The organism is Mangrovactinospora gilvigrisea, from assembly GCF_001879105.1.
GTDB classification, from domain to species: domain Bacteria; phylum Actinomycetota; class Actinomycetes; order Streptomycetales; family Streptomycetaceae; genus Mangrovactinospora; species Mangrovactinospora gilvigrisea.
This window is the reverse complement of the sequence record NZ_MLCF01000083.1, coordinates 1-25,414: the sequence shown is the minus strand read 5'-3', so window position 1 is coordinate 25,414 and position 25,414 is coordinate 1. Positions and strand designations below refer to the sequence as shown.

Here is a 25,414-nt window from a genome sequence, read left to right as displayed (position 1 = left end):
GACAGGGGGCAGCGGGGGCAGGGGTGGTGTGCGCGGCGCCGGGCGCCTGCGCGTCCACCGCGCGCCGGTGCGAGCGCCGTCCGCCGCCCTGCTCCGCACGCTGCTCCGCGCGCTCGTGCGCCCCGGCGGCCGGCAGCGCGGCCACGCCGCCGTTGCGCGCCGCGCGCGCCTCCCGGACCTCGCGGTCCGGGTCGGTGCCGCCCTCGGGCACCAGCGGCAGCTCGACCACGTACGTGCGTCCGCCGTCCGGCATGGTGTGCGCCTGCAGCACTCCGCCGTGCCGCTCCACCACGGAGCGGGCCAGCGCCAGATGGAGCGATTCGCCTCGCCCGTCCTCGCCCGATCCCGACCCGGATCCCGACCCGGACCCGGACCCGGAACCGGATGCCGATCCGCCGGCGAAGACCGGCCCGCGCACCTCGATCCGCGCGCTCTCGCCGCGCTGCGCGGCGGCGATCGTCACCGCGGCGCCCTGCGGCACCCCGGCCTCGGTGAGCTGCCGCAGCTCCGCCGACCCCGGCAGCTCGCGCCGCCCGTCGGCCGCCGCGGCGAGCGAACCGCCGTACGTCCCGCCGCCGTCCGGGCCGTCGCCGCCCAGGCCGCGCACCGTCTCGGCGACCAGGTGGCCCAGCGCCAGCGCCAGCCGCTCCTCGTCGGCGACCACGTCGAAGGGGGCGGTGTGCACGGCGAACCGCGCCCGCCCGGCGCCGACCAGCTGCACGCCGATCGACACGGATTCGTTGAGCACCCGGTCGACCGAGACCTGACGGCGGCTCAGCGGCTCGCGGCCGCTCTCCAGCCCGTGCCGGTCGCGGACGTCGGTCACCAGCCGCGCCATCCGCGAGGACTCCCGGGACAGGTGCTTCAGCAGCCGCTGCGCCTCCGGCCAGAGCGCCGCCCCGGCGTCCGAGGCGAGGTCGGCGAGCTGCTGGTGGAGGCGGGCCAGCCGCCCCTCCAGCTCGTCCTCCAGCAGGCCGGCCAGCTCCTCGGCGCGGGAGGCGAGCGCGCTCAGCCGCGTCCGGTCGGTGAACGCCAGCACGGCGCCGACGAGTTCCTCGCCGTTCTCGCCGGACTCCTTCACCGGCGCGGTGCCGAGCTCCACCTCCAGCGGGGTGCCGTCCTTGCGCCACAGCACGGTGCGGCCGACCCGGTGGCGGCGGCCGGTGCGCAGGGTGTCGTGCAGCGCGGTCTCCTCGGCGGGCAGCGGGGAGCCGTCCGGGCGGGAGTGGGCGACCAGCGGCAGCAGCTCCTGCCCGCCGATCTCGCTGGCGCGGTAGCCGAGCAGCCGGGCGGCGGCCGGGTTGACCAGCACCACGCGCCCGTCGCGGTCGATGCCGAGGATTCCCTCGCCGGCGGCGCGCAGGATCATCTCGGTCTGCTTCTGCTGGCGGCGCAGCTCGTTCTCGGTGTCGGCGCTGCCGGTGAGGTCGCGGACGACCAGCACGAGCATGTCCCCGTCGCCGGGGAGGCTGCCGTAGGCGGACGGGCCGTAGCCGTGGTCGTCGTAGGTGAGCTGCGAGCTGACCTCGACGGTGAGTTCGGAGCCGTCCGTGCGGTGCGCGGCCATCCGCGCGGGCGCGCTGCGGGTGGGGGCGCCGCCGGCGTACTCGGCGGGAGTGACGGTGCGCCGCGGCGACCCGGGGATGCGCCCCGGGTCGAATGCGGGCAGCAGAGAGAGCAGGCCGCGCCCGATGACCCCGGTCCCGGGGACCTGGAACAGCTCCAGGGCGGCGCGGTTGGCGCTCACCACGGTTCCGTTCCGGTTCACCACGAGCAGGGCATCGGGCAGGGCGTCGAGTATCGGATCGAGTCGGGCCACCCCTCGGGCCGTTCCACCGCTCACGGTGACACGTCCTCCCCTCACTGACGAACGCGCGCGCCGGAGGGACCACCGGCCGCCCTCCGCACCCCCTCACTATTCCATGCTTCTTTGCGCTGCCGAGGAACCGCCTAGTACTCTGACGAATGCATTGGTGGCGAGCCCCCGGGCTGTGCCATCATCCCTGTGGAGCGACCGCGCGACGGTCCCGCTCCGCTTCAGGAGGCTTCGCCTAGTCTGGTCTATGGCGCCGCACTGCTAATGCGGTTTGGGGTAACCCCCCATCCCGGGTTCAAATCCCGGAGCCTCCGCACTCCGCCGACGGCCCCGGCGCGCACCCCCCGCGGGGAGCGCGCCGGGGCCGCCGCCGTTCCCGAGGCACCCTCCGCACCCGCTCCGCATAACCGATTTCGCCTCCGGCGGCGGGTCATGTAATGTTGCACCCGCAACGCCGACCAGGCAGCGCAAGCGCTCGTAGCTCAACGGATAGAGCATCTGACTACGGATCAGAAGGTTGGGGGTTCGAGTCCCTTCGAGCGCACCGCAGGTCAAAGGCCCCCTCCCGGGAACGGGAGGGGGCCTCTTGCGTGAGTGGTGCGACTGGCCGGGTGACGGGCGGGCCGGGGGAATCGCGTTGACAGCGGTGCGGCCCGGGCCTTCGATGGGGCCGTGAGCCGCCACGGGATGCACGCCGATCGGGCCCGCATCGACACGCCGCTCGTCCGCGGGCTGGTGGCCGCGCAGTTCCCGCGGTGGGCCGGGTTGCCGCTGGAGCCGGTCGACTCCACCGGGCTGTGCAACGCGATCTACCGCCTCGGCGCCGAGCTGAGCGTGCGGCTGCAGTTCGAGCCGTCCACCGCCGACATCGTCCGGCGGGAGCGGGCGAAGCTCGAGGCGCTCGCGCCGCTCCTGCCGGTGGCCGTCCCGGCTGTCGAGGCGATCGGCGCACCCACCGACGCCTACCCGGGCGAGTGGTCCGTGCACCGCTGGCTCACCGGGGCGCACCCCGTGCCCGGCGCGCTCGCCGATCCGCGCCGGCTGGCGGCGGACCTCGCGGCGTTCGTCGACGCGTTCCGGCGGATCGACCTGCCGGACCGGCCGCCCGGGTATCCGGGCGAGCGTCGGACGCGTGCTCCCATGGCCGCGATGGACGCCGCGACGCGGCAGGCGATCGCCGGGCTGGACGGCCTGGTCGACACCCGGGCGGCGCTGGCGTCCTGGCAGGAGTCGCTCGCGGCGCCGTACGACGGGCGCGAGGTGTGGGTGCACTCGGACCTGATGCCGAGCAACATACTGGTGTCGGCGGAGGGACGGCTGGCCGCGGTGCTCGACTTCGAGACCTGCGGGGTCGGCGATCCGGCGTGCGACCTGTTCCCCGCGTGGTACCTGCTGCCCGCGCACGTCCGCGACGCGTTCCGGGCGGCGCTGGACGTGGACGACGCGACCTGGCTCCGCGGGCGCGGGCGCGTGCTCTCCCAGGCCCTGATCACGATGCGGCACTTCAGGGACGCCGACCCGTCGCCGGCGGGCGACGCGCGGCGCGCCGTCGCCGAGGTGCTCGCGGCCTCCCGGTGAGCGCGCGATGCGCACGATGCGCGCGATGCGGACGGGACGCCCGGGGCGCGTTGCTCGGGCTCCGAACACCACGTAGCGTTCCGAGGCAGGTCCGGAGGTCGGAGCGGTTGCCGGAGCGCCGTTCGGTGCGCCGCCGTTCGTGATCGGTGTCGGTCGGACGGCGAGAGCAGGGGCGAGGCGTGGAGATCACGGGCGACGGGGTGCGGCTGCGGCCGTGGCGGGCCGGGCATCCGGTGGATGCGGCCGTGGTGGCGGCGGCGCTGGCCGATCCGGAGGTGGTCCGCTGGACGCCGACCCGGCAGACCGGGCCGATGGTGCACCGCAGCCCCGTCGCCGAGGCCCGCGAGTGGCTGGAGCGCCGCGCGCTGACCTGGGCGGACGGCAGCTCCTACGGCTTCGCCGTGCTGGTCGCCGACCGCCGCGGCAACCCGGTGGGCCGTCCCGTCGCCCATGTCGCGGTGCGCGATCTGGGGGCGGGCCGCACCGAGGGCGAGGTCGGCTACTGGACGCTCCCCGCGGCGCGCGGCCGCGGCGTCGCGCCCCGCGCGCTGGAGGCGGTCACCGACTGGGTGCTCGGCCCGGACCGGCCGGAGTCCGCGGCCGAGGTGCGGCGGATCACCCTCAGGCACCAGGTCGGCAACGCGGCGTCCTGCCGGGTCGCGGAGAAGTGCGGCTACACCCTGGACGGCGTCCTGCCGCCGCTGCCGCCGATGTTCCCCGAGCCCGGCCACCGCCATGTGCGGACGCTCCGGGCATAGTGGCCTCCATGATCGGACGCCTGTTCTCCCTCGTCGTCGACTGCCCCGACCCCTCCGCCCTCGCGCGCTTCTACGAGGGCCTGCTGTCGCTGCCGCGGGTGCTGGACTCCGAGGAGTACGTCGTGCTGCGGAGCCCGTCGGGCAGCGAGACGGTCACCTTCCAGCGGGTCGCCGACTTCCGACCGCCGCGCTGGCCCGACCCCGCGCGCCCGTCCCAGATGCATCTCGACGTGCTCGTCGACGACCTGGACGTCGCCGAGCCGAAGGTGCTCGCGCTGGGCGCCACCCTGCTGGAGGGGTCGGACAAGCCGATCGGCTACCGCGTCTACGCCGACCCGGTCGGGCACCCCTTCAGCCTCGTCACCGCGGAGAGCGTGGCGATCGGTCAGTGAGGCGGGCCGGCCTCCTCCAGCCGGCGCAGCCAGTCCGCGCAGAGCGCCGTCCAGCGCGAGGCGTCCGGCTCGTCGGCCGCCAGGCCCTTGCCGTGGCCGCCGGTCGGCAGCACATGCAGCTCGACGGGGACGCCGAGGTCGGCGAGCGCCTGGGTGGCCATCAGGGAGTGCCGGACGCCGACGCCGTCGTCGTCCGCGCAGTGCCAGAGGAAGGTCGGCGGCGCGTCGGCGGTGGCGAACTCCTCGTAGGAGACCGCGCGCTGCAGCTCCGGGGTGGAGTCCGGGCCCAGCAGCGGGTCGACCGCGAAGCCGTCGGTGGGGCCGAAGGACTGCCAGGAGAGCGCCGGGTAGCAGAGCACCGCGAAGTCCGGCCGCTCCCCCGCCGGGATCCCCTTGCCGGCCGAGAGCATCCCCGCCAGGTGCCCGCCGGCCGAGAAGCCGAGCACCCCGACCCTCCGGTGCCGCGCCCGCAGGCGCCGCATCGCGGCCCGGGCGGCGTCCAGTTGGACGGGGTGGACGTCGGCGTCGCCGACGGGGTAGCGCAGCACGTAGCCGTCGTGCCCGAGGGTGCCGAGCCAGTCGCAGACCGGCTCGGCCTCGTGGTCGGCGAGGTGGCGGTATCCGCCGCCCGGCAGCACCAGGACCGCGGGGCGGTCGGAACTGCCGGGCTCGGGGAGGGGGTTCAGTCGCAGGGCATCGCTCATGCGGTCGAGCCTGGCATGTCCGTCCGCCCCGCGACAGGAGCCCTCACCGCTCGGTCCGCTTCCGGCCGGGCAGCAGCAGGGCAGGGACGGCGGCCAGCGCCAGCAGCCCCGCGGCCCACCAGTAGGTGTGGGCGAAGCCGCGCGCCGCGGCGACCGGGCCGGCCGCGAGGTCGGTGCCGCCGTTGACGCCCAGCAGCACCGACATCAGCGCGGCGCCGAGCGTCATCCCGGTCTGCGAGACGATGTTGAGCAGGGTGGAGCCGGAGGCCACGTCCTCCTGGGCGAGGCCGCGGGTCGCGGTGGTCTGGGCCGGCATCAGCACCATGGCCACCCCCACGCCCGTCACCAGCAGCGCCCCCACCAGCCGCCAGTACGGGGTGTACGCCCCGAGCTGGGCGGTGAACAGCAGCATCCCGGTGACGGCCAGCACGCTGCCGCCCGCGATCATCGCCCGCGGCGAGACCTTGTCGACCCGCCGGGTGGCGATCTGCATGGTGGTCCCGACGACCACCGCGAAGGGGATGCCCAGCAGCCCGTTCTGGGTGGGCGTCAGCCCGCGCACGGTCTGGTAGTAGACCGGGTTGAGCAGCATCGACCCGAAGTAGCCCATCGCGAAGACGATCAGCACGGCGGCGCCCGCCGCGAACGTCCGGTTGCCGAAGAGCCGCAGCTGCACCAGCGGGTGGGCGGTGGTCAGGGCGCGCCGCACGAAGAGCGCGACGAGCGCCAGCCCGACCAGGGCGGGGATCAGCGCGGCGGGCGCCGCCAGGTCGCCGTGCGAACCTCCGGTGGCCAGGCCGTAGATGAGCAGCGCCAGGCCCGGGGAGAGGGTGAGCAGCCCGGGGACGTCCAGCCGGGGCACCGTGCGGCGCTCGGCCGCCGAGGGAGCGTCGCGGCGCAGCAGCCAGGCGCCCAGCGCCAGCGCGGCGGCGCCGATGGGCAGGTTGACCAGGTAGATCCAGTGCCAGCTGAGGCTGTCCAGCAGCCAGCCGCCCAGGGTGGGCCCGGCCACCGGGCCGATCAGGACGGGGAGTCCGAGCACGGCCATCGAGCGGCCCAGCCGGGAGCGGTCGGCGGTGCGCAGCACCATGGCCATGCCGACGGGCATCAGCAGTCCGCCGCCGAGGCCCTGCACCGCCCGGAAGGCGATCATCGCGCCGACGCTCCAGGAGAGCGCGGCCAGCACCGAGCCGGCGGTGAAGAGCCCGATCGCGGTGAGGTAGGTGCGCTTGGCGCCGAACCGCCCCATCGCCCAGGGGGCGGTGGGCACCACGGCGGCGAGCGCCAGGGTGTAGGCGCTGGTGACCCATTGGATGGTGGCGAGCCCGGTGTGGAAGACCGCGGAGAGCGGGTGGAGCGCGACGGTGACGATGGTCGCGTCGAGGATGGCCATCAGCCCGGCGGTGACGACGACGGCGAGGACGGCGCCGGTGCGCGGGGCGGGGGCCGCGGCGGGCGCGCCGCCGGCCGGGGCCGAGGAGGTCGGCGCGGCGGATGCGGATGCGGTGCTCATGGTGACGTCCCCTCAGGAGCCGTAGGGCCGGGTGTCGCGGGCGGTGCGCAGCGCGTGGCCCCACCAGGTGAGCTGGTCGAGCATGTTCTTCGCGGCGGACTCGCAGACGGCCAGCTCGCGGGGGAGTCCGTTGTCGTCCAGGTGGTTCCAGGGCCCGTGCAGGCTCACGGCGTCGCGCACGGTCATGGCGTGCAGCTCGGGGAAGACCACCCGGAGCGCCTCGACGGCCCGGATGCCGCCGCCGACGCCGCCGTAGGAGACGAAGCCGACGGGCTTGGCCTGCCACTCGGTGTAGTGCCAGTCGATGAGGTTCTTCAGCCCGGCCGGGAAGCTGTGGTTGTACTCGGCGGTGACGACGACGAAGGCGTCGGCGGCGGCGAGCCGGCCGGTCACCTCGGGGGCGGTGGCGGGGTCGAGGCCGTAGGGGCCGCGGAAGCCGCTGAGGTCCAGGGGCAGGTGCTCGGTGGCCTCGGCGACGTCGACGACGTCCACCTCGAGGTCCGGGCGGGCGGCGGCGAGGGCGGTGAACCAGTCGGCGACGGCGGGGCCGACGCGGCCGGCGCGGACGCTGCCGACCAGCACGGCGACGCGCAGCGGGCGGTCGGCGGCCGGGGCGGCGGAGGCGGCGGTGGTGGCGGGGGTCGCGCCGGCGTCCGACTGCGGCGACTGAGTCATGGTCGTGTCCTTCGGGTGAGGTCTCGGTGGGCCGGGTGTCGGCCACGGACATCAAAGTACAACGAGCGTTGTTGAGAGTACAGTGGTCGTTGTACTTAGTCCTCAAGGCGGAAGGCGGACCGGGACCATGGGCGGAGCGGCGGTGGACGGGCGCAGCGCGCGGTCCGCGCAGAAGCGCCGGGAGATCGTCGAGGGCGCGCGGGCGGTCTTCGCGCGCGACGGCTACGGCCGCGCCACGGTCGACGACATCACCGCCGAGGCCGGCGCCTCCACCAGGACCGTCTACAACCACTTCCCGGGCGGCAAGAGCGAGCTCTTCAACGCCGCGATCCTCGCCGGGTCGGAGGAGGTGGTGGCGGCCGAACTGGCGGTCTTCTCCCGCTATCTGGACCCCGAGCGGCCGCCGCGGCCCGAGGACCTGGAGCGCGACCTGCTCGCGCTGGTGCGCCGGCGCACCGCGCTGGTGCACGAGCACCCGGTGCACTTCGCGATGGTCCGGCAGATCCAGGCCGAGGTGCGGCACCTGCCGCCGGACGTGGTGGCCGCCTGGCAGGCCACCGGACCGGCCGCGGCCGCCGCCGAACTGGCCCGCAGGCTGGCGGCGTTCGCCGACCTCGGCCTCCTCGACCTGCACGGCGAGAGGCCCGCGCGGGTCGCGGCGCACCTCACCCACCTCGCCGGCACCGAGGTGGTGACCCGGTCCGGCTACGGCTCGCTCCCGATGGACGAGGGCCTGGTGGAGGAGATCCTCTCCTCCGGCGTCCGCGCCTTCCTGCGCGCCTACGCCGCCTGCCCGCGCGACGGGTCCGTCACGGAGTCCTGACGGTCCGGGCGGGTGTGAGATCGGTCATGCCCGCGCGCGGGTGCGGCGGCAGGCGCGGTTGAACGGCCCGGACCTCGGCGGCCAGTTCGGGCGCCTCCCGGGCGAACTGCCCCCCTTGCGCCATCCGTCCAGCATTGCCCGGTCTGACTGACAGCGCGTGTCAGGATCGGGCGGAGCGGATATACCGCGCCGAGACTCGTTCGTTAGCATCCCTTTCCATGGCCGACTACAACCCCTCGCCCAACGCCCCGAACACGGGCTACGGATACGACCCGAACTACCCGCAGCAGCAGCCCCAGCAGCAGCCGCAGTACGGGCACCCCCAGCAGCCCCAGCCGCAGTACCAGCAGCCGCAGGCGCAGCCCGGGTACGACACCTCCTACGGCGGGCAGCAGCAGTTCGCGCCGCAGCAGCCCCAGTACCAGCAGCCGGAGCCGCAGTACCCGCAGTACGAGCAGCCCCAGCAGCAGGCGCAGCCGCCGCAGCAGCAGTACCAGCCGCAGCAGTACCAGCCGGACCCTCAGCAGTACCAGGAGCAGCCGGGCGGCGACCCCGCGGAGACCTCCGCCAGCACCCAGATGTTCCGCGCCTTCGTCGACGAGCCCCACCAGGGCGGGCAGCCCAACGGCTTCCTGGAGAACGGTGTCGGCGGCGACGAGGAGGAGGACGAGCCGCGCGGCCGCACCGGGCTGATCACGGTTGCCGCCGTGGTGGTGCTGCTGGTGATCGTCGGCGTGGTCTACCTCGCCGTCTCCTGACCGGGGCCCCCGCCCCGGCCGTCCTTGTTCCGGGCGCCCTCACTCCTCCGAGATGAGGCCGGCGCGCAGCTGCGCCAGCGTCCGCGTCAGCAGTCGCGAGACGTGCATCTGGGAGATTCCCACCTGCTCGCCGATCTGCGACTGCGTCATGTTCGAGAAGAACCGCAGCATGATGATCCGCCGCTCGCGCTCCGGCAGTTCGGCCAGCAGCGGCTTGAGCGACTCGCGGTACTCGACGTTCTCCAGGGCCGCGTCGATGTAGCCGAGGCGGGCGGCGAGCGATCCCTCGCCCTCCTCGTCCCCGCTCTGCGAGTCCAGCGAGCTCGCCGTGTAGGCGTTGCCGACGGCGAGCCCCTCGACGACGTCCTCCTCCGAGATGCCCAGCGCCTTGGCGAGCTCGGGGACGGTCGGCGAGCGGTCCAGCTGCTGGGAGAGCTCGTCACTGGCCCGGGTGAGCGCCAGGCGCAGCTCCTGCAGCCGGCGCGGCACGCGCACCGACCAGCTGGTGTCCCGGAAGAACCGCTTGATCTCCCCGATCACCGTGGGCATCGCGAAGGTGGGGAACTCCACGCCGCGGTTGCAGTCGAACCGGTCGATCGCCTTGATCAGGCCGATGGTGCCGACCTGGATGATGTCCTCCATCGGCTCGTTGCGGCTGCGGAACCGCGAGGCCGCGTAGCGCACCAGCGGCAGGTTGAGCTCGATCAGGGTGTCCCGGACGTAGGTGTGCTCGGCGCCGCCCTCGTCGCCGCGCAGTTCGGCCAGGCGCAGGAAGAGGGTGCGGGAGAGCTCGCGGGTGTCCAGCATCTCCCGCGCCTCGGAGATCATGCGGCCCACCGAGACGGTGGTGTGCCCGGGGGAGTCCTCGGGAGCCTCCACTGCCTCCACCTGGCCCGGCGCCGTCGCCGCCGTCGCGAGGTCTTCCGACGAATCAGTGGATTCGTCGACAGTGTCGACAACGGTGCCGACACCGGTCTCGCCCAGGTACACAGACATGCTGGCCCTCCCGGTCCTCCGCGTGCTGCTTACCCTGCTGGAATACCGGCGGTTCGACGGCCGCAAACCCGTCCGGAGCGGAATGTCATATGTCATCAACTCTGGGTGATGAGGGCTCGGTTGGGCCCTCGGCGGCCCTTCTGACGGCCAATTAGAGATTTGTCGACTCGACGAGTTCTCGGATCCCTTGGGGCGTCACGGAAGCGGCGATGCGGAGGGCGCGCGCGGGGCGCGCCCGGGGGCGTGTTCCGGCCTGGATCAGGCGCCGTCGGAGTTCGCGCTCCGTAGTCGGGCGAGGCTCCGGGCGAGCAGCCGCGACACATGCATCTGCGACAGCCCCAGCACTTCACTGATCTGCGACTGCGTCATGTCGCCGAAGAAGCGCATCAGCAGGATGCTCCGCTCCCGCTCGGGGAGCTGCACCAGCAGGTAGCGCACCATGTCGCGGTGCTCGACCTCGGTGAGGGCGGCGTCCTCGTAGCCGAGGCGGTCCAGCAGCCCGCCGCCGTTCTCGCCGTCCTGGGCGCCCTCGATGGACGCCGGCTGGTAGGCGCGGCCCACCTCCAGGCAGGCCAGCACGTCCCGCTCGGGCAGCCGCAGCCGCCCGGCGATCTCCTGGACGGTCGGTGACCGGCCCAGCGCCGCCGTGAGGTCCTCGGTGGCGCCGCTGACCTGGATCCACAGCTCCTGGAGGCGGCGCGGCACATGCAGTCCGCGCACATTGTCCCGGAAGTAACGTTTGATCTCGCCGATGACGGTGGGCACCGCATAGGTGGGGAACTGCACCCCGCGGCCCGGGTCGAAGCGGTCGATGGCGTTGATCAGGCCGATGGTGCCGACCTGCAGCACGTCGTCCATCGGCTCGTTGCGGCTGCGGAAGCGGGTGGCGGCGTAGCGCACCAGCGGCAGGTTGAGCTCGATGAGCGCGGCCCGGACGCGCCCGTGCTCGGGGGAGCCCGGCGCCAGGGCGCGCAGATGGTCGAAGAGGATCCGGGTCAGCGCCCGCGGGTCGTCCGGGGACTCCGGCCGCTCCTCCGGTCGCTCCTCCGGCCGCTCGTCCGGTCGCTCCTCCGGTCGCTCCTCCGGCTGCCCGCCCCCGGCGCGCGCGGGAGGAAGGTGCTCCCTCCGGCCCGACTGTACGGACAACGCCACCCCTCTCGCACCGGACCCGGTTCGCGTCCGCCGTCACCGGGGAGGGTGACGCGCCCCGTCCCCGCGGGCGGCGCCTGCGGCTCCGACCCGGGCTTCCGCCATATGCGGCAAACCGCTCATAGCATCACAAGACATCGCTGCATTGGGCAAGCAAGGCCATACGGTGTGTTCTCCGTGAAATGGCCTTGGGGTGGCGTCACTTCGCGGCCGCGCGACGGCGGCAAAAACCCCCGACCTGCGGTGATCCAGTGGGGATCGGGGTCGGGGGCGGGGCGGGCGGACGGCCCCCGGCGGGGGCGCCAACCACCCGTACAGCCGCTCCGGGGCCGGCGGCCGCCGGGCGGCGAAAGAGGGACGTCAGGACACCAGGCCGGTGAAGAACTCGCCCACCGACTTGGCGGCGTCCGAGATGCCGACGAAGCCGACCTGGACCAGGTCCGCGGCGCGGGTGGGCGTAGCGATGATCGTGTAGAGCACGAAGACCACCACGAGGTAGAGGACGATCTTCTTCACCTGCATGCCGTGTGCCTCCCCGTTCCCGTCGCCGGGTTCGATGCCGTGTTCCCGTGTATGCGTGGCCTCATTCGGGCGAAGCCTAGCCGGACCATCGGATGGTGTGACCAACGTCTACCGCGATGGGGACCTTCAGGGTCTGCACCATGCGGATTGATCCGGCACGATGGAGAACAGGTCATCGGGTTTGGCAGGAGCCCGATGATCAGAGGAACCGGAGCCCCGCTGTGGGGCCTGGGCCCCGCGGCTCCCCCGACGCGGCGCACAGGCTTGTGGGCTCCGGATCAAGGACCGAGCGGTTCGTCCCCCCGTAGACCGCTCGAATCCGTTCCTCCGGAAGGGCGCATCCCTCGTGGATGCGCCCTTTCTGTCTCTCTTTCCGTCTCTCCGGGCGGCCCGCCGGGGCCCTGGGCGGGAACGCCGAGGGCCCCGGCGCCAGTGCGCCGGGGCCCTCGTGATGCTGCGAGCGGTAGCGGAGGGATTCGAACCCTCGGTGGAGTTGCCCCCACACTCGCTTTCGAGGCGAGCTCCTTCGGCCGCTCGGACACGCTACCGGGAGCGATCCTAGCGGACGGCCCGGGCTGAACGGTAATCAGATCCGGATCTCCGCGGGCTCAGCCGCGGTGCGCGGCGAAGAACGAGGTCAGCAGCGCCGAACCGGCGTCCGCGAGCACCCCGGCGACCACCTCGGGCCGGTGGTTGAGGCGGGTGTCGCGCACCACGTCCCAGAGCGAGCCGACCGCCCCGGCCTTCTCGTCCACCGCCCCGTAGACGAGCCGGGAGACCCTCGACTGGACGATCGCCCCCGCGCACATCGTGCACGGCTCCAGCGTCACCACCAGGGTGCAGCCGTCCAGCCGCCAGCCGCCGAGGGCGCGGGCCGCCTCCCGGATCGCGACCACCTCGGCGTGCGCCGTCGGGTCGCCGACGGCCTCCCGCTCGTTGCGGCCCCGCCCCAGCACGGTGCTCCGGTCCGGGGCGAGGACCACGCAGCCCACCGGGACGTCCCCGGTCGCCGCGGCCGGCGCCGCCTCGGCCAGGGCGAGGCGCATCGGCGCGTGCCAGGGGTCGCGGACGGGATCGGGGCGTCCCGGTGAGGGCGTCGTCATGGGCACCAGTCTCCCCGGTGCGGCGGGCGCGTCAGCGGACGGCCTCCAGGATGTCCGCGCAGCCCAGCGCCTCGGTGATCTCGGCGAGCGCGTCGCCGGTCATGCCGCTCTCGTCGGCCAGGTCGGCCAGCTGCTTGGCGCCGATGCCGAAGTCGTCCAGCAGCTCGGCGTCGCCGATCGGGCCCTCGGGGATGTCCGGCCCGCTCTCCTCCTCGTCCTCTTCCTCTGTCTCGCCGTCCTCCAGCTCGACCCGGTCCAGGTCGGGCAGCTCGTCGTCGAGCTGCCCCGGGAGCAGGTCGGCCAGGACGATCTCACCGTAGGAACTGCGGGAGGCCGCGACGGCGTCCGAGACGTAGACGCGCGGATCCTCCTCGCCGTCGATCCGTGCGACGGCGAACCACGCGTCCTCCTGTTCCAGCAGCACCAGGACCGTTTCGTCGTCGACGGCGGCCTCCCTCGCCAGATCCGCAAGATCCGACAGGGTCTCGACGTCGTCGAGTTCGGTTTCGCTCGCTTCCCAACCGTCCTCGGTACGCGCGAGCAGTGCGGCGAAGTACGCCACCTTGACTCTCCCAGGTCTCGGTTGAACGGCCCCCTTGCTGAGGCCGCGTCCTCACCGGAATCGTGGCAGAAGAAGGGCCCCGCTGAGGAGAGTTCCGATGCGCGTCGGGCCCGGTGTGATCAATCCGTTGGAGACCGGGGTGCTCCGCGGCACCTCGTGACCCACCGGTACCGGGATCCGACGGGGCGTCAACCGCCGTTCACCGGCCGCCGCGCAGCCCGTCGACGACCATCAGCGCGGTGTGCAGCGAGGTGCGCGACTCGGCCGCCTCCAGCGAGACCCCGAGGACGCGCTCGACCAGCCGCAGCCGGGCGTAGAGCGTCGGCCGGCTCAGCCCGGTCGCCTGCGCGGTGGCCGTCTTCGAGGCGCCGCCGGCCAGATGGGTGCGGAGCAGGCCCACCAGGTCCTCGCCGGTGCGCGCGTCGTGCCGCAGCAGCGGGCCCAGTTCGCTCTCCGCGAAGGCCTGCACCCGGTGGTCGTCCCGCAGCAGCGCCAGCAGCCCGCGCAGCCGGACGTCCGCCGCCCGCAGCGGGCGGCCCAGGCCCGCGCCGCCCGGCATCGCCGCCGCCACCTCGGCGACGTGCTCCGCCTCCGCGAGCCGCGCCGCCGCCTCAGTGAGGGCGGCCGCGGGCGCCGCCGTGCCCGCCGCCCAGCCGGCCGCGCCCGCCGAGCGCAGTGCCCCGCACACCTCCTCCGCCACCCGGTCCGCCGCCCGCGGATCCGGGCAGGAGACCAGCAGCGCCACCGTCCCGGCCCGGCGGGGCGCGGCCAGCGCGGTGCGGCCGGACGACGCCACCGCCTGCCGGGCCGCGGCCAGCAGCCGGCGGTCCCGCTGCCCCTGCGTCAGCGCGTCGGCGCCCGGCCGGTCGCCCACGTCCCGGAGCGCCAGCGGCACATGGCGGGCGCCCGGCGCGAGGCCGAGCGCCGCGGCGCGTGCGGCCGCCTCGGCGTCGTCCGCGATCCGGCCGGAGAGCAGGTCGTCCAGGAGGCCGCCGTGCGCGTGCAGCACCAGCTCGTCCTGCTCCTGACGGAGCATCCGGTGCAGCTGGAGCGACTGGGCGGCGCGCTCCAGCACCATCCGGGCGCGGTCGGCGTCCTCGGCCGGCTCGGGCAGCACCAGCCGCCCCCAGCGCTCCGCGCCGAAGCCCACCGGCACCGACGTCCAGGAGTCGGGCGCGGCGTCGCCGGGTGGGTCGTCCCGCATCCGGGAGCGCCGCTCCCAGCCGTCCAGCAGCGCGGCCGCGGTGCCGCCGCGGGCGTCGAAGGCGAGCACCCGGCGGCCCAGGTCCTCCAGCACCAGCGGGCGCCCCAGGATCTGCGCGGCCCGGCCGACGATCCCCGCGGTGTCGGCGCGGGCGATGTTCAGCGAGGTGAAGACCTCGTGGACGGTGCGGGCGAACTCCACCTCGTGGTAGCGGTCGGCGACGATCAGCCGGTGCACGTCCCGCGTCACATGGACGAAGCGGATGGTGCGGCGCAGCACCGCCACCGGTAGCCCGGCCGCGTCCGCCAGCTCCCCGAGGTGCGGCGGGACCTCCCGCAGATGGGTGCCCAGCTCCACCACCAGCCCGGCGGCGTGCTGGTCGGTGAGGTTGCGCAGATAGCGGTCGGCCGCCTCCGGCCCGCCGACCAGCGGCAGGCCGGTGGTGAGCACCAGCTCGCCGCCCTCCAGCAGGCCGGTGAGGTCGGCGGACTCGCTGATGTGCACCCAGCGCACCGCCCGGTCCAGCCGCTCGCCGCCGCCGACCACCTCGGGCCGCCCGGCGGCGAGCACCGGCAGGGCGAGGATCTGGCGGATGGTGGGTTGCATGGACGGAGTGTAAAGATCTGACCGCCGATCGGTACAGACTGTCGGCGGGGCCGTCCGGCACACTCGGGAAGCGGACAACCCCTTTGAGGAAGGTGCCCCCCATGACGAGCAGCCAGCTGCCGGTCGTCGGCCACTGGGCCGGCAACAAGCCCTACGCGGGCACGAGCGACCGCACCCTGCCGGTCACCGACCCGGCGACCGGAGAGGTCACCCGGGAGGTCGCGCTCGCCTCCGTGGAGGACGCCCGCGCGGTGGTCTCCGCCGCGAAGGCCGCCTTCCCGGCCTGGCGGGACACCTCGCTCGCCAAGCGCACCCAGATCGTCTTCCGGTTCCGCGAACTGCTCAACGAGCGGAAGCAGGAGCTGGCCGCGATCATCACCTCCGAGCACGGCAAGGTGCTGGACGACGCGGCCGGCGAGGTGGCCCGCGGCCTGGAGGTCGTCGAGTTCGCCTGCGGGATGCCGCACCTGCTCAAGGGCTTCAACACGGAGAACGCCTCCACCGGCGTCGACGTGGAGTCGATCAACCAGCCGCTCGGCCCGGTCGCGATCATCTCCCCGTTCAACTTCCCCGCGATGGTGCCGATGTGGTTCTTCCCGGTCGCCATCGCGGCCGGCAACACCGTCGTCCTCAAGCCCAGCGAGAAGGACCCCTCGGCGTCGATCTGGCTCGCCGAGCTGTGGGCCGAGGCGGGCCTGCCGGAGGGCGTCTTCAACGTCCTCCAGGGCGACAAGACCGCCGTCGACGAGCTGCTGGAGAACCCGGCGATCAAGGCGGTGAGCTTCGTCGGCTCCACGCCGATCGCCAAGTACGTCTACGCCACCGGCACCGCCAACGGCAAGCGCGTGCAGGCCCTGGGCGGCGCCAAGAACCACGCGGTGATCCTCCCCGACGCCGACCTCGACCTGGCCGCCGACGCCATGGTCAACGCGGGCTTCGGCTCGGCCGGCGAGCGCTGCATGGCCGTCTCGGTCGCCGTCGCCGTCGGCTCCGTCGCCGACACCCTGGTGGAGAAGATCGCCGAGCGGGCCCGCGGCCTGCGCACCGGCGACGGCACCCGCGGCTGCGACATGGGCCCGCTGGTCACCGGGGCGCATCGCGACAGGGTGGCCGCCTACGTCGACCAGGCCGAGAAGGACGGCGCCGGCGTGGTGGTGGACGGCCGCGGCGTGCAGGTGGACGGCGCCGCCGGCGGCTTCTGGCTCGGCCCGACGCTGCTCGACCACGTCTCCACCTCGATGAGCTGCTACACCGACGAGATCTTCGGCCCGGTGCTGTCGGTGGTGCGGGTGGAGACCTACCAGGAGGCGCTGGAGCTGATCAACGCCAACCCGTACGGCAACGGCACCGCGATCTTCACCAACGACGGCGGCGCGGCGCGGCGCTTCCGCAACGAGGTGGAGGTCGGGATGGTCGGCATCAACGTGCCGATCCCGGTCCCGGTGGCGTACTACAGCTTCGGCGGCTGGAAGAACTCGCTCTTCGGCGACACCCACGCGCACGGCGTGGAGGGCGTGCACTTCTACACCCGCACCAAGGCCGTCACCACCCGCTGGCTGGACCCCTCGCACGGCGGCATCAACCTGGGCTTCCCCCGGAACGCCTGAGAACTGCGGAGGACCGCGCGCGATGAGCACCGAGTACGACCCGGCCCGCACCTACGAGCTGGACCGCAGGCATGTCTTCCACTCCTGGTCCGCACAGGCGGAGATCTCGCCGATGGTGGTCACCCGGGCCGAGGGGTCGTACCTGTGGGACGGGGACGGCAACCGGCTGCTGGACTTCTCCTCGCAGCTGGTGAACACCAACATCGGCCACCAGCACCCGGCCGTCGTCGAGGCGATCGCCACCCAGGCGCGGCGGCTGGCCACCGTCGCCCCGCAGCACGCCAACGACCAGCGCTCGGAGGCGGCCCGGCTGATCGCCGAGCGCGCCCCCGGCGATCTGGACCGGGTCTTCTTCACCAACGGCGGCGCCGACGCCGACGAGCACGCGGCCCGGATGGCGCGGCTGGTGACGGGCCGTCCGAAGATCCTCACCCGGTACCGCTCGTACCACGGCGGCACCCAGCAGGCGATCAACTTCACCGGCGACCCGCGGCGCTTCGCCAACGACGACGGCAAGTCCGGCACCGTCCACTTCTTCGGGCCCTACCTCTACCGCTCGGCGTTCTACGCCACGACGGAGGAGGAGGAGTGCGCGCGGGCGCTGGCGCACCTGGAGCAGGTGATCGAGCTGGAGGGCCCGGCGACGCTCGCCGGGATCCTGCTGGAGGCCGTCCCCGGCACCGCCGGCATCATGATCCCGCCGCCCGGCTACCTCGCCGGGGTGCGGGAGCTGTGCGACCGGTACGGCATCATGCTCATCGCCGACGAGGTGATGACCGGCTTCGGCCGCACCGGCGCGTGGTTCCACACCGCGGCCGAGGGCGTCGTCCCCGATCTGCTCACCTTCGCCAAGGGCGTCAACTCCGGCTACGTCCCGATGGGCGGCGTGGTGCTGGGGCCGAGGGTGTACGAGCACTTCGCGCACCGCCCCTACCCGGGCGGGCTCACCTACTCGGGCCACCCGCTCGCCGCCGCGGCGGCGGTCGCGTCGATCAACGCGATGGAGTCGGAGGGCATCGTCGCCAACGCGCTGCGGATCGGCGAGCAGGTGCTCGGCCCCGGGCTGGCGGCGCTTCGGCGGCGGCACCCCTCGGTGGGCGAGGTGCGCGGCAAGGGCGTCTTCTGGGCGATCGAGCTGGTGGCCGACCGGGAGACGCGGGAGCCGGTCGCGCCGACCGGCGGCTCCAGCCCGGTCATGGCGGCGGCGACGGCCGAGGCGAAGCGCCTCGGGATGCTGCCGTTCGTCAACTCCAACCGCATCCACGCGGTGCCGCCGTGCACGGTCTCCGACGCGGAGGCGAAGGAGGGGCTGGAGATCCTGGACCGGGTGCTGGACCGCGTGGACGCGCTGGTCGCCGAGGGGTGAGCGGCGCCTTCCTTCCGCGGGCGGCTCAGCGGAAGGCGTTGAGGCCGGTGAGGGCCTGGCCGAGGACGAGGGTGTGGACCTCGCCGGTGCCCTCGTAGGTCAGCACCGACTCGAGGTTCGCGGCGTGCCGCATCACCGGGTACTCCAAGGAGATCCCGTTCGCCCCCAGCAGGGTGCGGCACTCCCGGGCCACCGCCAGGGCCTCGCGGGCGCTGTTCAGCTTTCCGGCGCTGATCTGCGCCGGCCGCAGCGCGCCCGCCTCCTTCAGCCGGCCCAGGCGCACCGCCAGCAGCATGCCCTTCGCCAGCTCCAGGGCCATGTCGGCGAGCTTCGCCTGGGTCAGCTGATAGCCCGCCAGGGCGCGTCCGAAGACCTGCCGCTCGCCGGTGTAGGCGAGCGCCGTCTCCAGGCAGTCGCGGGCCGCGCCCAGCGCGCCGAAGGCGATGCCGAAGCGCGCCTCGTCCAGGCAGCCCAGCGGGCCGCGCAGGCCGCGCGCCTCCGGCAGCATGCTCTCCGCCGGCAGCCGGACGTCCTGCAGCGACAGCTCGGCCGTCACCGAGGCGCGCAGCGACAGCTTCTTGGTGATCTCGGTGCGGACGAACCCGGGGGCGCCGGCCGGCACCAGGAAGCCGCGCACCCCGTCCTCGGTGCGCGCCCAGACCACGGCGACGTCCGCCACCGTGCCGTTGGTGATCCACAGCTTGGTGCCGTTGAGCACCCAGTCGGAGCCGTCCCGCTTGGCGGCGGTGCGCATCGCGCCCGGGTCGGAGCCGGCGTCCGGCTCGGTGAGGCCGAAGCAGCCGATCGCCTCGCCGGCCGCCATCCGCGGCAGCCACTCCTGCTTCTGCTCCTCGGAGCCGTAGGCGTGGATCGCGTACATCGCCAGCGAGCCCTGCACGGAGACGAGGCTGCGCAGCCCCGAGTCCACCGCCTCCAGCTCCAGGCAGGCCAGGCCGTAGGAGGTGGCGTTCACCCCGGCGCAGCCGTACCCCTCCAGATGCATGCCGAGGACGCCGAGGCCGCCGAGCGCGAGGGCCAGCTCGCGGGCCGGCAGCCGGCCCGTCTCGAACCACTCCGCGACGTGCGGGCGCAGCTCGCGGTCGCCGAAGGCGCGGACGGTGCGGCGGATCTCCCGTTCCTCGTCGCTGAGCAGTGCATCGACGTCCAGCAGGTCCAGCGGACTGGTCACGGTCACGGCGCCCTCCGTGCGGCTCGGGTGGGACGGACTCGGGTGGGACGCAGCCGAGCATAGGCGCGGCCCGCCGTTTCGGACGAGGACGATGCAGGTGGGCGGTGTGCGCTCGGCTAACCTCGGGGCATGCGCCTTCACGTCGTCGACCACCCGCTGGTGGCCCACAAGCTGACCACCCTGCGCGACCAGCGCACCGACTCGCCCACCTTCCGCCGGCTCGCCGACGAGCTGGTGACGCTGCTGGCCTACGAGGCCACCCGCGATGTGCGGACCGAGCGGGTGCGGGTGACCACCCCGGTGGCGGAGGCGGACGGCGTGAAGCTGGCGCGCCCGCGGCCGCTGGTGGTGCCGATCCTGCGGGCCGGGCTGGGCATGCTGGACGGCATGGTGCGGCTGCTGCCGACGGCGGAGGTGGGCTTCCTCGGCATGGTGCGCAACGAGGACACCCTGCGGCCGGCGACCTACGCGACGCGGATGCCGGACGACCTGTCGGGGCGTCAGGTGTACGTGGTGGACCCGATGCTGGCGACCGGCGGCACGATGGCGGCGGCGCTGCGGATGCTGGTGGAGCGGGGGGCGACGGATGTGACGGCGCTCTGCCTGCTGGCGGCGCCGGAGGGGGTCAAGGCGCTGGAGGAGGGGACGGCGGGGCTGCCGGTCACGGTGGTGACGGCGGCGGTCGACGACCACCTCAACGAGAACGGCTACATCGTCCCGGGGCTGGGCGACGCGGGCGACCGGATGTACGGCGCGGCCGAGTAGCCGCGGAGGCCGCCGGCTCAGCAGTGGGTGCGGGGGGACGCGTCGGGGTGGAGGGCGGCGGCGACCTGCTGGGGGGTGGCCAGGCCCTTCCAGGTGTCGCCGAGGACCAGGTCGACGCTGGTGTCGGTGCGCGAGTCCGCCTTGGGCTGCGCGCCGGCCGCCTCCGCGCCGACCAGCTTCGCCGCCGCCGCGCCCTTCGCCCCGGCGAGCAGCTCCGCCGTCCCCTTCACCTTCCCGTTCAGCGCGTCCGGCGCATTGCCGACCTTGCCGATCCGGAAGCCCCGCTTCTTCAGCGCGTCGGCGGTGTCTTTCGCCAGCCCCGTGCGGGTGGTCGCGTTCAGGACGTTGACCGTCACCGACTTCGCCGCGGGCAGCGACGCGGCCGCGGCGGTCCGCGCCGACGCCGAGGCGGACGCGGAGGAGGACGCGCATGTCGCCGCGTCCGAGCCCGCCGAGGCCTTCGCCTTCTTGCCGCCCCCGTACGCGTCGAACAGCTGGACGCCTCCCCATGCGGCAGCGCCCACCGCGACGGCGGCTGCCACCGCCAGGGCGATGCGGCGGCGGGCCGACTTGCGGCGCGGGCGGAAGGTGACCGGCTTCGGGCCCCGGCGGTTGCCGAAGGGGCCCTTTCGCGAACCCGGCGGTGTCAGCATGCTCATGGAGAACTCCTGCGGCGGGGAGTATGCGAGGTGAGGCGGAATCCTCCGATCCTCTGATCATCACCCTAGGTGCGACAAGTCTCATGACGGCGGATCAGCTCCGCCGAGCGGGGTGCGGGCTACCCGAATGGAGTCGCCCGGGAACTGGCGTTCGATCCGCCGCGCACCGGGTCGCACGGGATGTCCCGCCCGACCCGACGGCCCCGTGCGCCCCGCCCGCTACTCCTGCTTGTCCAGTTCGAGCACGCGCGCGTGCAGCACCTGCCGCTGCTGGAGCGCGGCCCTCACCGCCCGGTGCAGCCCGTCCTCCAGGTAGAGGTCGCCGTTCCACTTCACCACGTGGGCGAAGAGGTCGCCGAAGAACGTGGAGTCCTCGGCCAGCAGGGTCTCGAGATCCAGCTGGCCCTTGGTGGTGACGAGCTGGTCCAGGCGTACCGGGCGTGGGGCGACGTCCGCCCACTCGCGGGTGGTTTCCCGCCCGTGGTCGGGATACGGACGCCCGTTGCCGATGCGCTTGAAGATCACACGGCTAGCCTAGCGGTCCGGCCCGACACTCCACAGCCGGGAGGACGGTTCCGGATCGGCCGAGGGGGCCCTCGGACCCCCGGTTGACGCGAATCCGCGCCCGCCCGACCGGAACTGACCGCCCCTCAGGACGGTCCCTCAGGACCGCCCGTCCTCCGACGCCAGCTCCTGCATCCGCCGGAACGCGTCGATCCAGAACCGCTGGGCCTCCTCGGCCGCCCCGATCATGTACGTCGCCTTCAGCCGCGGCGGCAGGTGCAGCAGCATCAGCGCCACCACGTCCACATGCCGGCGCAGCTGCGACACCTCCGCGTTGGCGAGCACCCGGTGCACGGTGTCGGTGGCGTCGTTGCCCTCCGCCGACTCGGCTCCCGCGACGCGCAGCCGCTCCGCCCAGCCCTGCGGGTCGGCGGCGAGCTCGGACAGGCCCGTCACCGGACGGGAGGCGAGCCGCGACTCCAGGTCGCCGAGCGGCACCGGGGCGTACTCGCCGTCGCCGAGGTACATCTTGCCCAGCTCCATCGGCACCCCGCGGCCGTGCAGCTTGATCATGCGCTCCAGGGTGCGCTTGGTGATCCAGCCCCGGCCCTCGTCGTCGATGTCGTTCTTCCACCACTCCAGGAAGGTCTCCGCGACCGAGCCGTAGGTGGAGATCAGCCACTCGTTGGCCGGGATGTCCTCCGGGGTGATGTCCAGCGAGACGGTGAACCGCGAGGCCTGGGCGATGTTGTTCCGCGCCACCAGCATCTTGCGGCCCAGGTGGTACGGCGGGTTCTGCAGCGCGATCTGGGCGCGCAGCTCCCGGATCGGCTTGCCGGCCAGCGACCACTCCTGGGTGATCTCCATCAGCCGGGCGAACGCCGCCTTGTCCTTGGGCCGGTTGTACTCGTCCCAGACGATCGCCTTCGGCCCGGCGGCCGCGAACGGCGCCGCCATCAGGTTGTCGAGGGTGCCGGCTTCCGTGGGCAGCGGCGCGCAGAGGTCCTCGACATTGGTGACGGGCAGCGAGAAGTACAGCGGGTCGGCGTTGAGCTCCTCCCGCACGAGCTGCTTGACGATCTCGGTCTTGCCGCAGCCGGGAGGGCCCTGGACGAGCACGGCCCAGCGGTTGCGCAGCGCGGCGCGCACCACCCGGCGGACCGGGTCGGGCACCGGGACGTCGGCGTTGGCCCCGGCCACGCCGCCCTCGGAGAGCGCGGCGGCGAGCCGGCCGAGGATCTCGTGGGTGCGGTCGGCGCCGGCCTTGCCGCCGTCCCGGCCGTCCTTGTCCTTGCCCGGGGCGTCGCGCAGCGCCAGCCGCTCGCCGTTGAGCAGCGGCAGCCCCCACAGCAGCGGCAGGCCCTCGCGGGCGCACTCCAGCAGGTGCTCCAGGGTGCGGGGGGAGAGCAGCCGCCGCACCTCCGGCGTCTGGGAGGCCCAGACCCGGTAGTACGGCTTGAGGTCGAGCCGCGGGTTCTTCGCCGCCAGCTTGACCCGCCAGGCGGTGTCGGAGGCGGTGACCCGCAGGGTGGCCATCCGGTCGAGGACCGCGGGGTCGGAGCGGCGCGCGGAGGTCTCGGCGAGCGCCTCGTTGTCGCTCAGGAAGACGCCGATGCAGCCGAGCTCGCGCAGGTCGTGCTCGCCCAGCGTCCAGTTGCAGGCCACCTGCATCAGCTGCGACTGGATGGTGTCGCCGGCCTGCAGCGAGTCGTCGATGAGCAGCACGAAGCGCCGGCCGGGCCGCAGCTGATCCATGATCAGCTGGCGGAGCACCAGCTCGTCGGAGTGCGGGTCGCGGACCGGCGCGTTGATGAGCAGGTCGTCCGGCGTGAGGTTGGCGGCGGGGACGTAGACCAGCGCGGTGTCCTCGTACGCGTCGGCGATGTGCGAGACGAACGTCGAGGTCTTGCCGATGCCGTGCTCCCCGAAGACCTGGCCGGTGAGGCCGAGGTCGATCATCGCGTCGATGAAGGACTCCAGCTTGGAGGCGCCGGTCCAGCCCTCGGGGGGCTCGGGGTAGGTCTTGGTGGCCCGCCAGCGCGGGGCGCGGGGCGCGCCGGCGGGCGTGTTCGCTTCGTCGGTGGCGGCATCGGTGATGGTCACGGTCCTCCTCAAGTCAGGTTTGGGGTGGTTCATGCCGCGGGTCGGCGTAGGACTCGTTGGTTCTCGCTCGCGCTCGCGCGGCGGAGCCGCGTGTCGAGAGGGCCCGCGCCCCTGTCGGGGCCCGGGCTCAGCTGTCGCCGGTGGGGACGCGATGGCAGGCCATGGCGGGGGCGTGGCTCTCCGGCCAGTCGTCGCCGCCGTCGGTGATGAGCCAGATCCACTTGTCGGGATCGGCCGGGGTGATGTGCGGCGCGTAGCCGTCGGTGACCATGATCACCGCGTCGACGCGTTCGTCGAAGCGCTCGCCGTCCACCGCCAGCCGGCCCTCCACGTAGTCGGCGACGTTCTGGAAGTTCGTGCCGCCGCCGCCGAGCACCCGCTCGCCGGGGCGGAAGGGCATCACCGTGCCGTCGAAGCTCAGCCAGTGCGACTCGACGCCGTCGGTCTGCCCGACGAGGGTGGTGAGCCACTCGACCACGTTGTTCGGCATCGAGCCGGAGGTGTCGAAGGCCACCACCACGACCTTGGTGCGCTCCCGCCCGCGGCGGGCCAGCATCGGGTCGTGGCCGAGCGCGGCCAGCAGCGCGCCGCGCTTCTTCGGGTAGACCAGCCGCTCGCCCTCGCGCAGCTTGGAGGCGAGCACGTCGATCAGCCAGCGCTGCCACCAGTCGACCCGGCGGGTGGCCTGCGTCTGGCCGCGCAGGAAGCCCGCGCCGAGGTCGCCCCACAGCTTGCTGAGGCGGTCGGTGGCGCCGTCCGTCCGGTTGAGCAGGTCGAGCAGCTCCTCGCGGGCGATGCGGTTGCCGCGCCGGGCGGCGAGCAGCACATCGCGCAGCACCTGGTTGCCGATCCCCTCGACGGCCTCGCCGTCCAGCTCGCCGCCGCCGAGCAGCAGGTGGATGCAGGCCTCCGGCTTCGGGACCGGCGGGTTCTTCATCCGGTGCAGCTCGGCGTGGACGGTGGAGTCGGTGGCCACGAACTCCCGGTAGGAGAGCGGCTGGAGGCCCTGCTCCGTCAGGTCGGCGGCGTAGCCGGCGTGCACCTTGTGCGGGTCGACGCCGGTGGGCTCGCGGGAGTCGGCGCCGTCCTCGCCGCGGACGGTGCGGGTGGGCAGCCCGGTGCCGAGCCGCTCCATCGCCACATGGTTGATCGTCACCTCGCAGGCGAGCGTGAAGAGCGGATCGCCCTGCAGTTCGGGCTCCGCGAACAGGTGGCGCTGCACCAGGTGGCGCGCCTCGTGGAAGAGCACGAAGCGGGCGCCCTCGCGGCCCACCGAGAGCAGGAACTCCGGGTTGTAGAGCAGCAGGCAGGTGCCGTCGCCCGAGGCGGTGACCGCGGCGGTGTCGATCGCGGTGGTGGGCACGTGGTGGCTGCACTTGCTGTAGATCCAGGACGCCAGCGCGCTGTGCGTCATGCCCAGGTCGAGGAGCGTCTGCTCCTTGAGCGTGCGGGCCCGCTCGACGACCTCGGGGTCGGCGGGGTGCCACTCCTCCAGGGCCCGGCGGTCGACGGCGCCGATCACCGGTGGGCGGTGCCTGCCCGCGGTGCGGGCGCCGCTGGGTGCGCTTGCCATGCCGATCCCTCCCCCGTGGGTGCTCACGATGGTGCCCTTCCCGACGACTGCCTCCAGCATCTCGCACGCCACTGACAATCCAGCGGTTCCCGAGACGGTCAGAAAACGACCTTTAAATGGGGCAATAGCGACGGGACGGACGGTCGTGCATCAACTCTGCTACAAACGTCCCGGGACGGACAGCGAATTGTTTTTCCTGGGCCGGGAGGATGCACACTCTCCTCCATGAACAGCTGGCCCAATGGATGGACGGACGAGGGAGACGGCCCCGTGCACTCGGAGCCGACCCGGCGCATGCCGCACGTTCCGCGACCCCCGCGTGGGTCCAGCAGCGGCGGCGGGGGCGGGTACGCCGGCGGCGGGTACGGCGGGGCGCCGGCCGAGCCGCCGCTGCCGCCCGACCTCGACCCGCGCGGCGGCGGTCGCCGCAACCAGGACGCGGGCCCCCGGGAGGGCTACCCGGGCGGGGGCGGGGGCGGCTATTCCGGC

General features: G+C 73.7%; 23 protein-coding genes, 3 tRNA genes and 1 pseudogene. 11 read left to right on the top strand and 16 right to left on the bottom strand.

All coding sequences use genetic code 11. The features are described from left to right. The coding region (locus BIV57_RS15670) for a PAS domain-containing protein (protein ID WP_175548770.1) at nt 1–1,843 on the bottom strand (1,843 nt) is incomplete at its 3' end. Nucleotides 1,844–2,040: 197 nt separating this feature from the next. Between BIV57_RS15670 and BIV57_RS15665 the strand changes: the two genes are divergently transcribed. From BIV57_RS15665 to BIV57_RS15645, 5 genes are all read left to right on the top strand, one after another. Next, nucleotides 2,041–2,130: transfer RNA gene (locus BIV57_RS15665), tRNA-Ser, on the top strand. Between the two features lie 157 nt (nt 2,131–2,287). Then, nucleotides 2,288–2,360 (top strand) — tRNA-Arg (locus BIV57_RS15660). A 128-nt stretch (nt 2,361–2,488) separates the two neighbouring features. Next, nucleotides 2,489–3,394 (top strand): phosphotransferase, encoded by a 906-nt coding sequence (locus BIV57_RS15655; protein ID WP_107409584.1) that lies wholly within the window; start codon nt 2,489–2,491, stop codon nt 3,392–3,394. Between the two features lie 179 nt (nt 3,395–3,573). Further along, nucleotides 3,574–4,152 (top strand): GNAT family N-acetyltransferase, encoded by a 579-nt coding sequence (locus BIV57_RS15650; protein WP_071657429.1) that lies wholly within the window; start codon nt 3,574–3,576, stop codon nt 4,150–4,152. A gap of 8 nt (nt 4,153–4,160) precedes the next feature. Further along, nucleotides 4,161–4,544, top strand: a complete 384-nt coding sequence (locus BIV57_RS15645) for a VOC family protein (protein WP_071657434.1) — start codon at nt 4,161–4,163, stop codon at nt 4,542–4,544. Here BIV57_RS15645 and BIV57_RS15640 read toward each other — a convergent pair. Genes BIV57_RS15640 through BIV57_RS15630 form a run of 3 tightly spaced genes read right to left on the bottom strand, consistent with a single transcriptional unit; the run spans nt 4,538 to nt 7,436 of the window. Further along, nucleotides 4,538–5,248 carry an alpha/beta hydrolase gene (locus BIV57_RS15640; RefSeq protein ID WP_071657428.1) on the bottom strand — a complete coding sequence of 237 codons (711 nt, stop codon included), beginning with the start codon at nt 5,246–5,248 and terminating at the stop codon, nt 4,538–4,540. The two genes, BIV57_RS15645 and BIV57_RS15640, sit on opposite strands and share 7 nt — an antisense overlap. Nucleotides 5,249–5,291: 43 nt before the next feature. Next, complete coding sequence (locus BIV57_RS15635; protein WP_071657427.1) at nt 5,292–6,761, bottom strand: DHA2 family efflux MFS transporter permease subunit; 1,470 nt, start codon at nt 6,759–6,761, stop codon at nt 5,292–5,294. A 12-nt stretch (nt 6,762–6,773) separates the two neighbouring features. Then, nucleotides 6,774–7,436 (bottom strand): NADPH-dependent FMN reductase, encoded by a 663-nt coding sequence (locus BIV57_RS15630; RefSeq protein ID WP_079170363.1) that lies wholly within the window; start codon nt 7,434–7,436, stop codon nt 6,774–6,776. A 127-nt stretch (nt 7,437–7,563) separates the two neighbouring features. Here BIV57_RS15630 and BIV57_RS15625 point away from each other — a divergent pair, with 127 nt between their 5' ends. Together BIV57_RS15625 and BIV57_RS26100 are read left to right on the top strand one after the other, a co-directional pair. Continuing rightward, nucleotides 7,564–8,259 (top strand): TetR/AcrR family transcriptional regulator, encoded by a 696-nt coding sequence (locus BIV57_RS15625; RefSeq protein ID WP_071657426.1) that lies wholly within the window; start codon nt 7,564–7,566, stop codon nt 8,257–8,259. 218 nt (nt 8,260–8,477) lie between these two features. Further along, a complete protein-coding gene (locus BIV57_RS26100; protein WP_071657425.1) occupies nt 8,478–9,017 on the top strand; it encodes a hypothetical protein in 540 nt (179 codons plus the stop codon). Nucleotides 9,018–9,056: 39 nt separating this feature from the next. Here BIV57_RS26100 and BIV57_RS15615 read toward each other — a convergent pair whose 3' ends face one another. The 7 genes from BIV57_RS15615 to BIV57_RS15590 all read right to left on the bottom strand — a co-directional run bounded on the left by BIV57_RS15615 (nt 9,057) and on the right by BIV57_RS15590 (nt 15,159). Next, entirely contained in the window at nt 9,057–10,013 is a 957-nt protein-coding gene (locus tag BIV57_RS15615) for an RNA polymerase sigma factor SigF (protein WP_071657424.1), read from the bottom strand. A 258-nt stretch (nt 10,014–10,271) separates the two neighbouring features. Then, nucleotides 10,272–11,165, bottom strand: a complete 894-nt coding sequence (locus BIV57_RS15610; protein ID WP_071657423.1) for an RNA polymerase sigma factor SigF — start codon at nt 11,163–11,165, stop codon at nt 10,272–10,274. A gap of 357 nt (nt 11,166–11,522) precedes the next feature. After that, nucleotides 11,523–11,684: a hypothetical protein gene (locus BIV57_RS25230; RefSeq protein WP_175548769.1), complete on the bottom strand. Its 162-nt coding sequence runs from the start codon at nt 11,682–11,684 to the stop codon at nt 11,523–11,525. A gap of 461 nt (nt 11,685–12,145) precedes the next feature. Continuing rightward, nucleotides 12,146–12,232, bottom strand: a tRNA-Ser gene (locus BIV57_RS15605). 60 nt (nt 12,233–12,292) lie between these two features. Next, on the bottom strand, nt 12,293–12,787 hold the full coding sequence (tadA, locus tag BIV57_RS15600) for a tRNA adenosine(34) deaminase TadA (RefSeq protein WP_071657422.1): 495 nt from the start codon (nt 12,785–12,787) through the stop codon (nt 12,293–12,295). Nucleotides 12,788–12,818: 31 nt separating this feature from the next. After that, nucleotides 12,819–13,349 (bottom strand): tRNA adenosine deaminase-associated protein, encoded by a 531-nt coding sequence (locus BIV57_RS15595; RefSeq protein ID WP_071657421.1) that lies wholly within the window; start codon nt 13,347–13,349, stop codon nt 12,819–12,821. 199 nt (nt 13,350–13,548) lie between these two features. Further along, entirely contained in the window at nt 13,549–15,159 is a 1,611-nt protein-coding gene (locus tag BIV57_RS15590; protein ID WP_071657420.1) for a PucR family transcriptional regulator, read from the bottom strand. A 101-nt stretch (nt 15,160–15,260) separates the two neighbouring features. On the opposite strand from BIV57_RS15590, the gene BIV57_RS15585 reads away from it, so the two are divergent. Then, the gene (locus BIV57_RS15585; protein ID WP_071657419.1) at nt 15,261–16,766 is read left to right on the top strand and encodes a CoA-acylating methylmalonate-semialdehyde dehydrogenase; all 1,506 of its coding nucleotides are present in this window, start codon (nt 15,261–15,263) and stop codon (nt 16,764–16,766) included. A gap of 22 nt (nt 16,767–16,788) precedes the next feature. Next, the gene (locus tag BIV57_RS15580) at nt 16,789–18,132 is read left to right on the top strand and encodes an aspartate aminotransferase family protein (RefSeq protein WP_071657418.1); all 1,344 of its coding nucleotides are present in this window, start codon (nt 16,789–16,791) and stop codon (nt 18,130–18,132) included. 25 nt (nt 18,133–18,157) lie between these two features. On the opposite strand, the gene BIV57_RS15575 is transcribed toward BIV57_RS15580, so the two are convergent. Further along, complete coding sequence (locus tag BIV57_RS15575; RefSeq protein ID WP_217651733.1) at nt 18,158–19,327, bottom strand: acyl-CoA dehydrogenase family protein; 1,170 nt, start codon at nt 19,325–19,327, stop codon at nt 18,158–18,160. A 123-nt stretch (nt 19,328–19,450) separates the two neighbouring features. Between BIV57_RS15575 and upp the strand changes: the two genes are divergently transcribed. Beyond that, nucleotides 19,451–20,086: a uracil phosphoribosyltransferase gene (gene upp / locus BIV57_RS15570; protein WP_071657417.1), complete on the top strand. Its 636-nt coding sequence runs from the start codon at nt 19,451–19,453 to the stop codon at nt 20,084–20,086. A 17-nt stretch (nt 20,087–20,103) separates the two neighbouring features. Here upp and BIV57_RS15565 read toward each other — a convergent pair whose 3' ends face one another. The 4 genes from BIV57_RS15565 to BIV57_RS15550 all read right to left on the bottom strand — a co-directional run bounded on the left by BIV57_RS15565 (nt 20,104) and on the right by BIV57_RS15550 (nt 24,925). Further along, entirely contained in the window at nt 20,104–20,745 is a 642-nt protein-coding gene (locus BIV57_RS15565) for a LytR C-terminal domain-containing protein (RefSeq protein WP_071657416.1), read from the bottom strand. A gap of 219 nt (nt 20,746–20,964) precedes the next feature. Then, complete coding sequence (locus BIV57_RS15560) at nt 20,965–21,270, bottom strand: type II toxin-antitoxin system VapB family antitoxin (RefSeq protein ID WP_071657415.1); 306 nt, start codon at nt 21,268–21,270, stop codon at nt 20,965–20,967. Nucleotides 21,271–21,408: 138 nt separating this feature from the next. Beyond that, nucleotides 21,409–23,385: an AAA family ATPase gene (locus BIV57_RS15555; protein ID WP_419185719.1), complete on the bottom strand. Its 1,977-nt coding sequence runs from the start codon at nt 23,383–23,385 to the stop codon at nt 21,409–21,411. Between the two features lie 94 nt (nt 23,386–23,479). Next, nucleotides 23,480–24,925, bottom strand: a complete 1,446-nt coding sequence (locus BIV57_RS15550; RefSeq protein ID WP_071657431.1) for a DUF2201 family putative metallopeptidase — start codon at nt 24,923–24,925, stop codon at nt 23,480–23,482. Nucleotides 24,926–25,150: 225 nt separating this feature from the next. On the opposite strand from BIV57_RS15550, the pseudogene BIV57_RS25595 reads away from it, so the two are divergent. Next, nucleotides 25,151–25,414, top strand: a pseudogene (locus tag BIV57_RS25595) (hypothetical protein); the annotation flags it as partial.

Bases quoted from the DNA above. Each gene is read 5' to 3' on its own strand.
- BIV57_RS15555 (WP_419185719.1), bottom strand. From the start codon at position 23,385: ATGAACCACCCCAAACCTGACTTGAGGAGGACCGTGACCATCACCGAT.
- BIV57_RS15615 (WP_071657424.1), bottom strand. From the start codon at position 10,013: ATGTCTGTGTACCTGGGCGAGACCGGTGTCGGCACCGTTGTCGACACT.
- BIV57_RS15645 (WP_071657434.1), top strand. From the start codon at position 4,161: ATGATCGGACGCCTGTTCTCCCTCGTCGTCGACTGCCCCGACCCCTCC.
- BIV57_RS15625 (WP_071657426.1), top strand. From the start codon at position 7,564: ATGGGCGGAGCGGCGGTGGACGGGCGCAGCGCGCGGTCCGCGCAGAAG.
- tadA (WP_071657422.1), bottom strand. From the start codon at position 12,787: ATGACGACGCCCTCACCGGGACGCCCCGATCCCGTCCGCGACCCCTGG.
- BIV57_RS15635 (WP_071657427.1), bottom strand. From the start codon at position 6,761: ATGAGCACCGCATCCGCATCCGCCGCGCCGACCTCCTCGGCCCCGGCC.
- BIV57_RS15640 (WP_071657428.1), bottom strand. From the start codon at position 5,248: ATGAGCGATGCCCTGCGACTGAACCCCCTCCCCGAGCCCGGCAGTTCC.
- BIV57_RS15580 (WP_071657418.1), top strand. From the start codon at position 16,789: ATGAGCACCGAGTACGACCCGGCCCGCACCTACGAGCTGGACCGCAGG.
- upp (WP_071657417.1), top strand. From the start codon at position 19,451: ATGCGCCTTCACGTCGTCGACCACCCGCTGGTGGCCCACAAGCTGACC.
- BIV57_RS26100 (WP_071657425.1), top strand. From the start codon at position 8,478: ATGGCCGACTACAACCCCTCGCCCAACGCCCCGAACACGGGCTACGGA.
- BIV57_RS15590 (WP_071657420.1), bottom strand. From the start codon at position 15,159: ATGCAACCCACCATCCGCCAGATCCTCGCCCTGCCGGTGCTCGCCGCC.
- BIV57_RS15585 (WP_071657419.1), top strand. From the start codon at position 15,261: ATGACGAGCAGCCAGCTGCCGGTCGTCGGCCACTGGGCCGGCAACAAG.
- BIV57_RS25230 (WP_175548769.1), bottom strand. From the start codon at position 11,684: ATGCAGGTGAAGAAGATCGTCCTCTACCTCGTGGTGGTCTTCGTGCTC.
- BIV57_RS15630 (WP_079170363.1), bottom strand. From the start codon at position 7,436: ATGACTCAGTCGCCGCAGTCGGACGCCGGCGCGACCCCCGCCACCACC.
- BIV57_RS15550 (WP_071657431.1), bottom strand. From the start codon at position 24,925: ATGGCAAGCGCACCCAGCGGCGCCCGCACCGCGGGCAGGCACCGCCCA.
- BIV57_RS15565 (WP_071657416.1), bottom strand. From the start codon at position 20,745: ATGAGCATGCTGACACCGCCGGGTTCGCGAAAGGGCCCCTTCGGCAAC.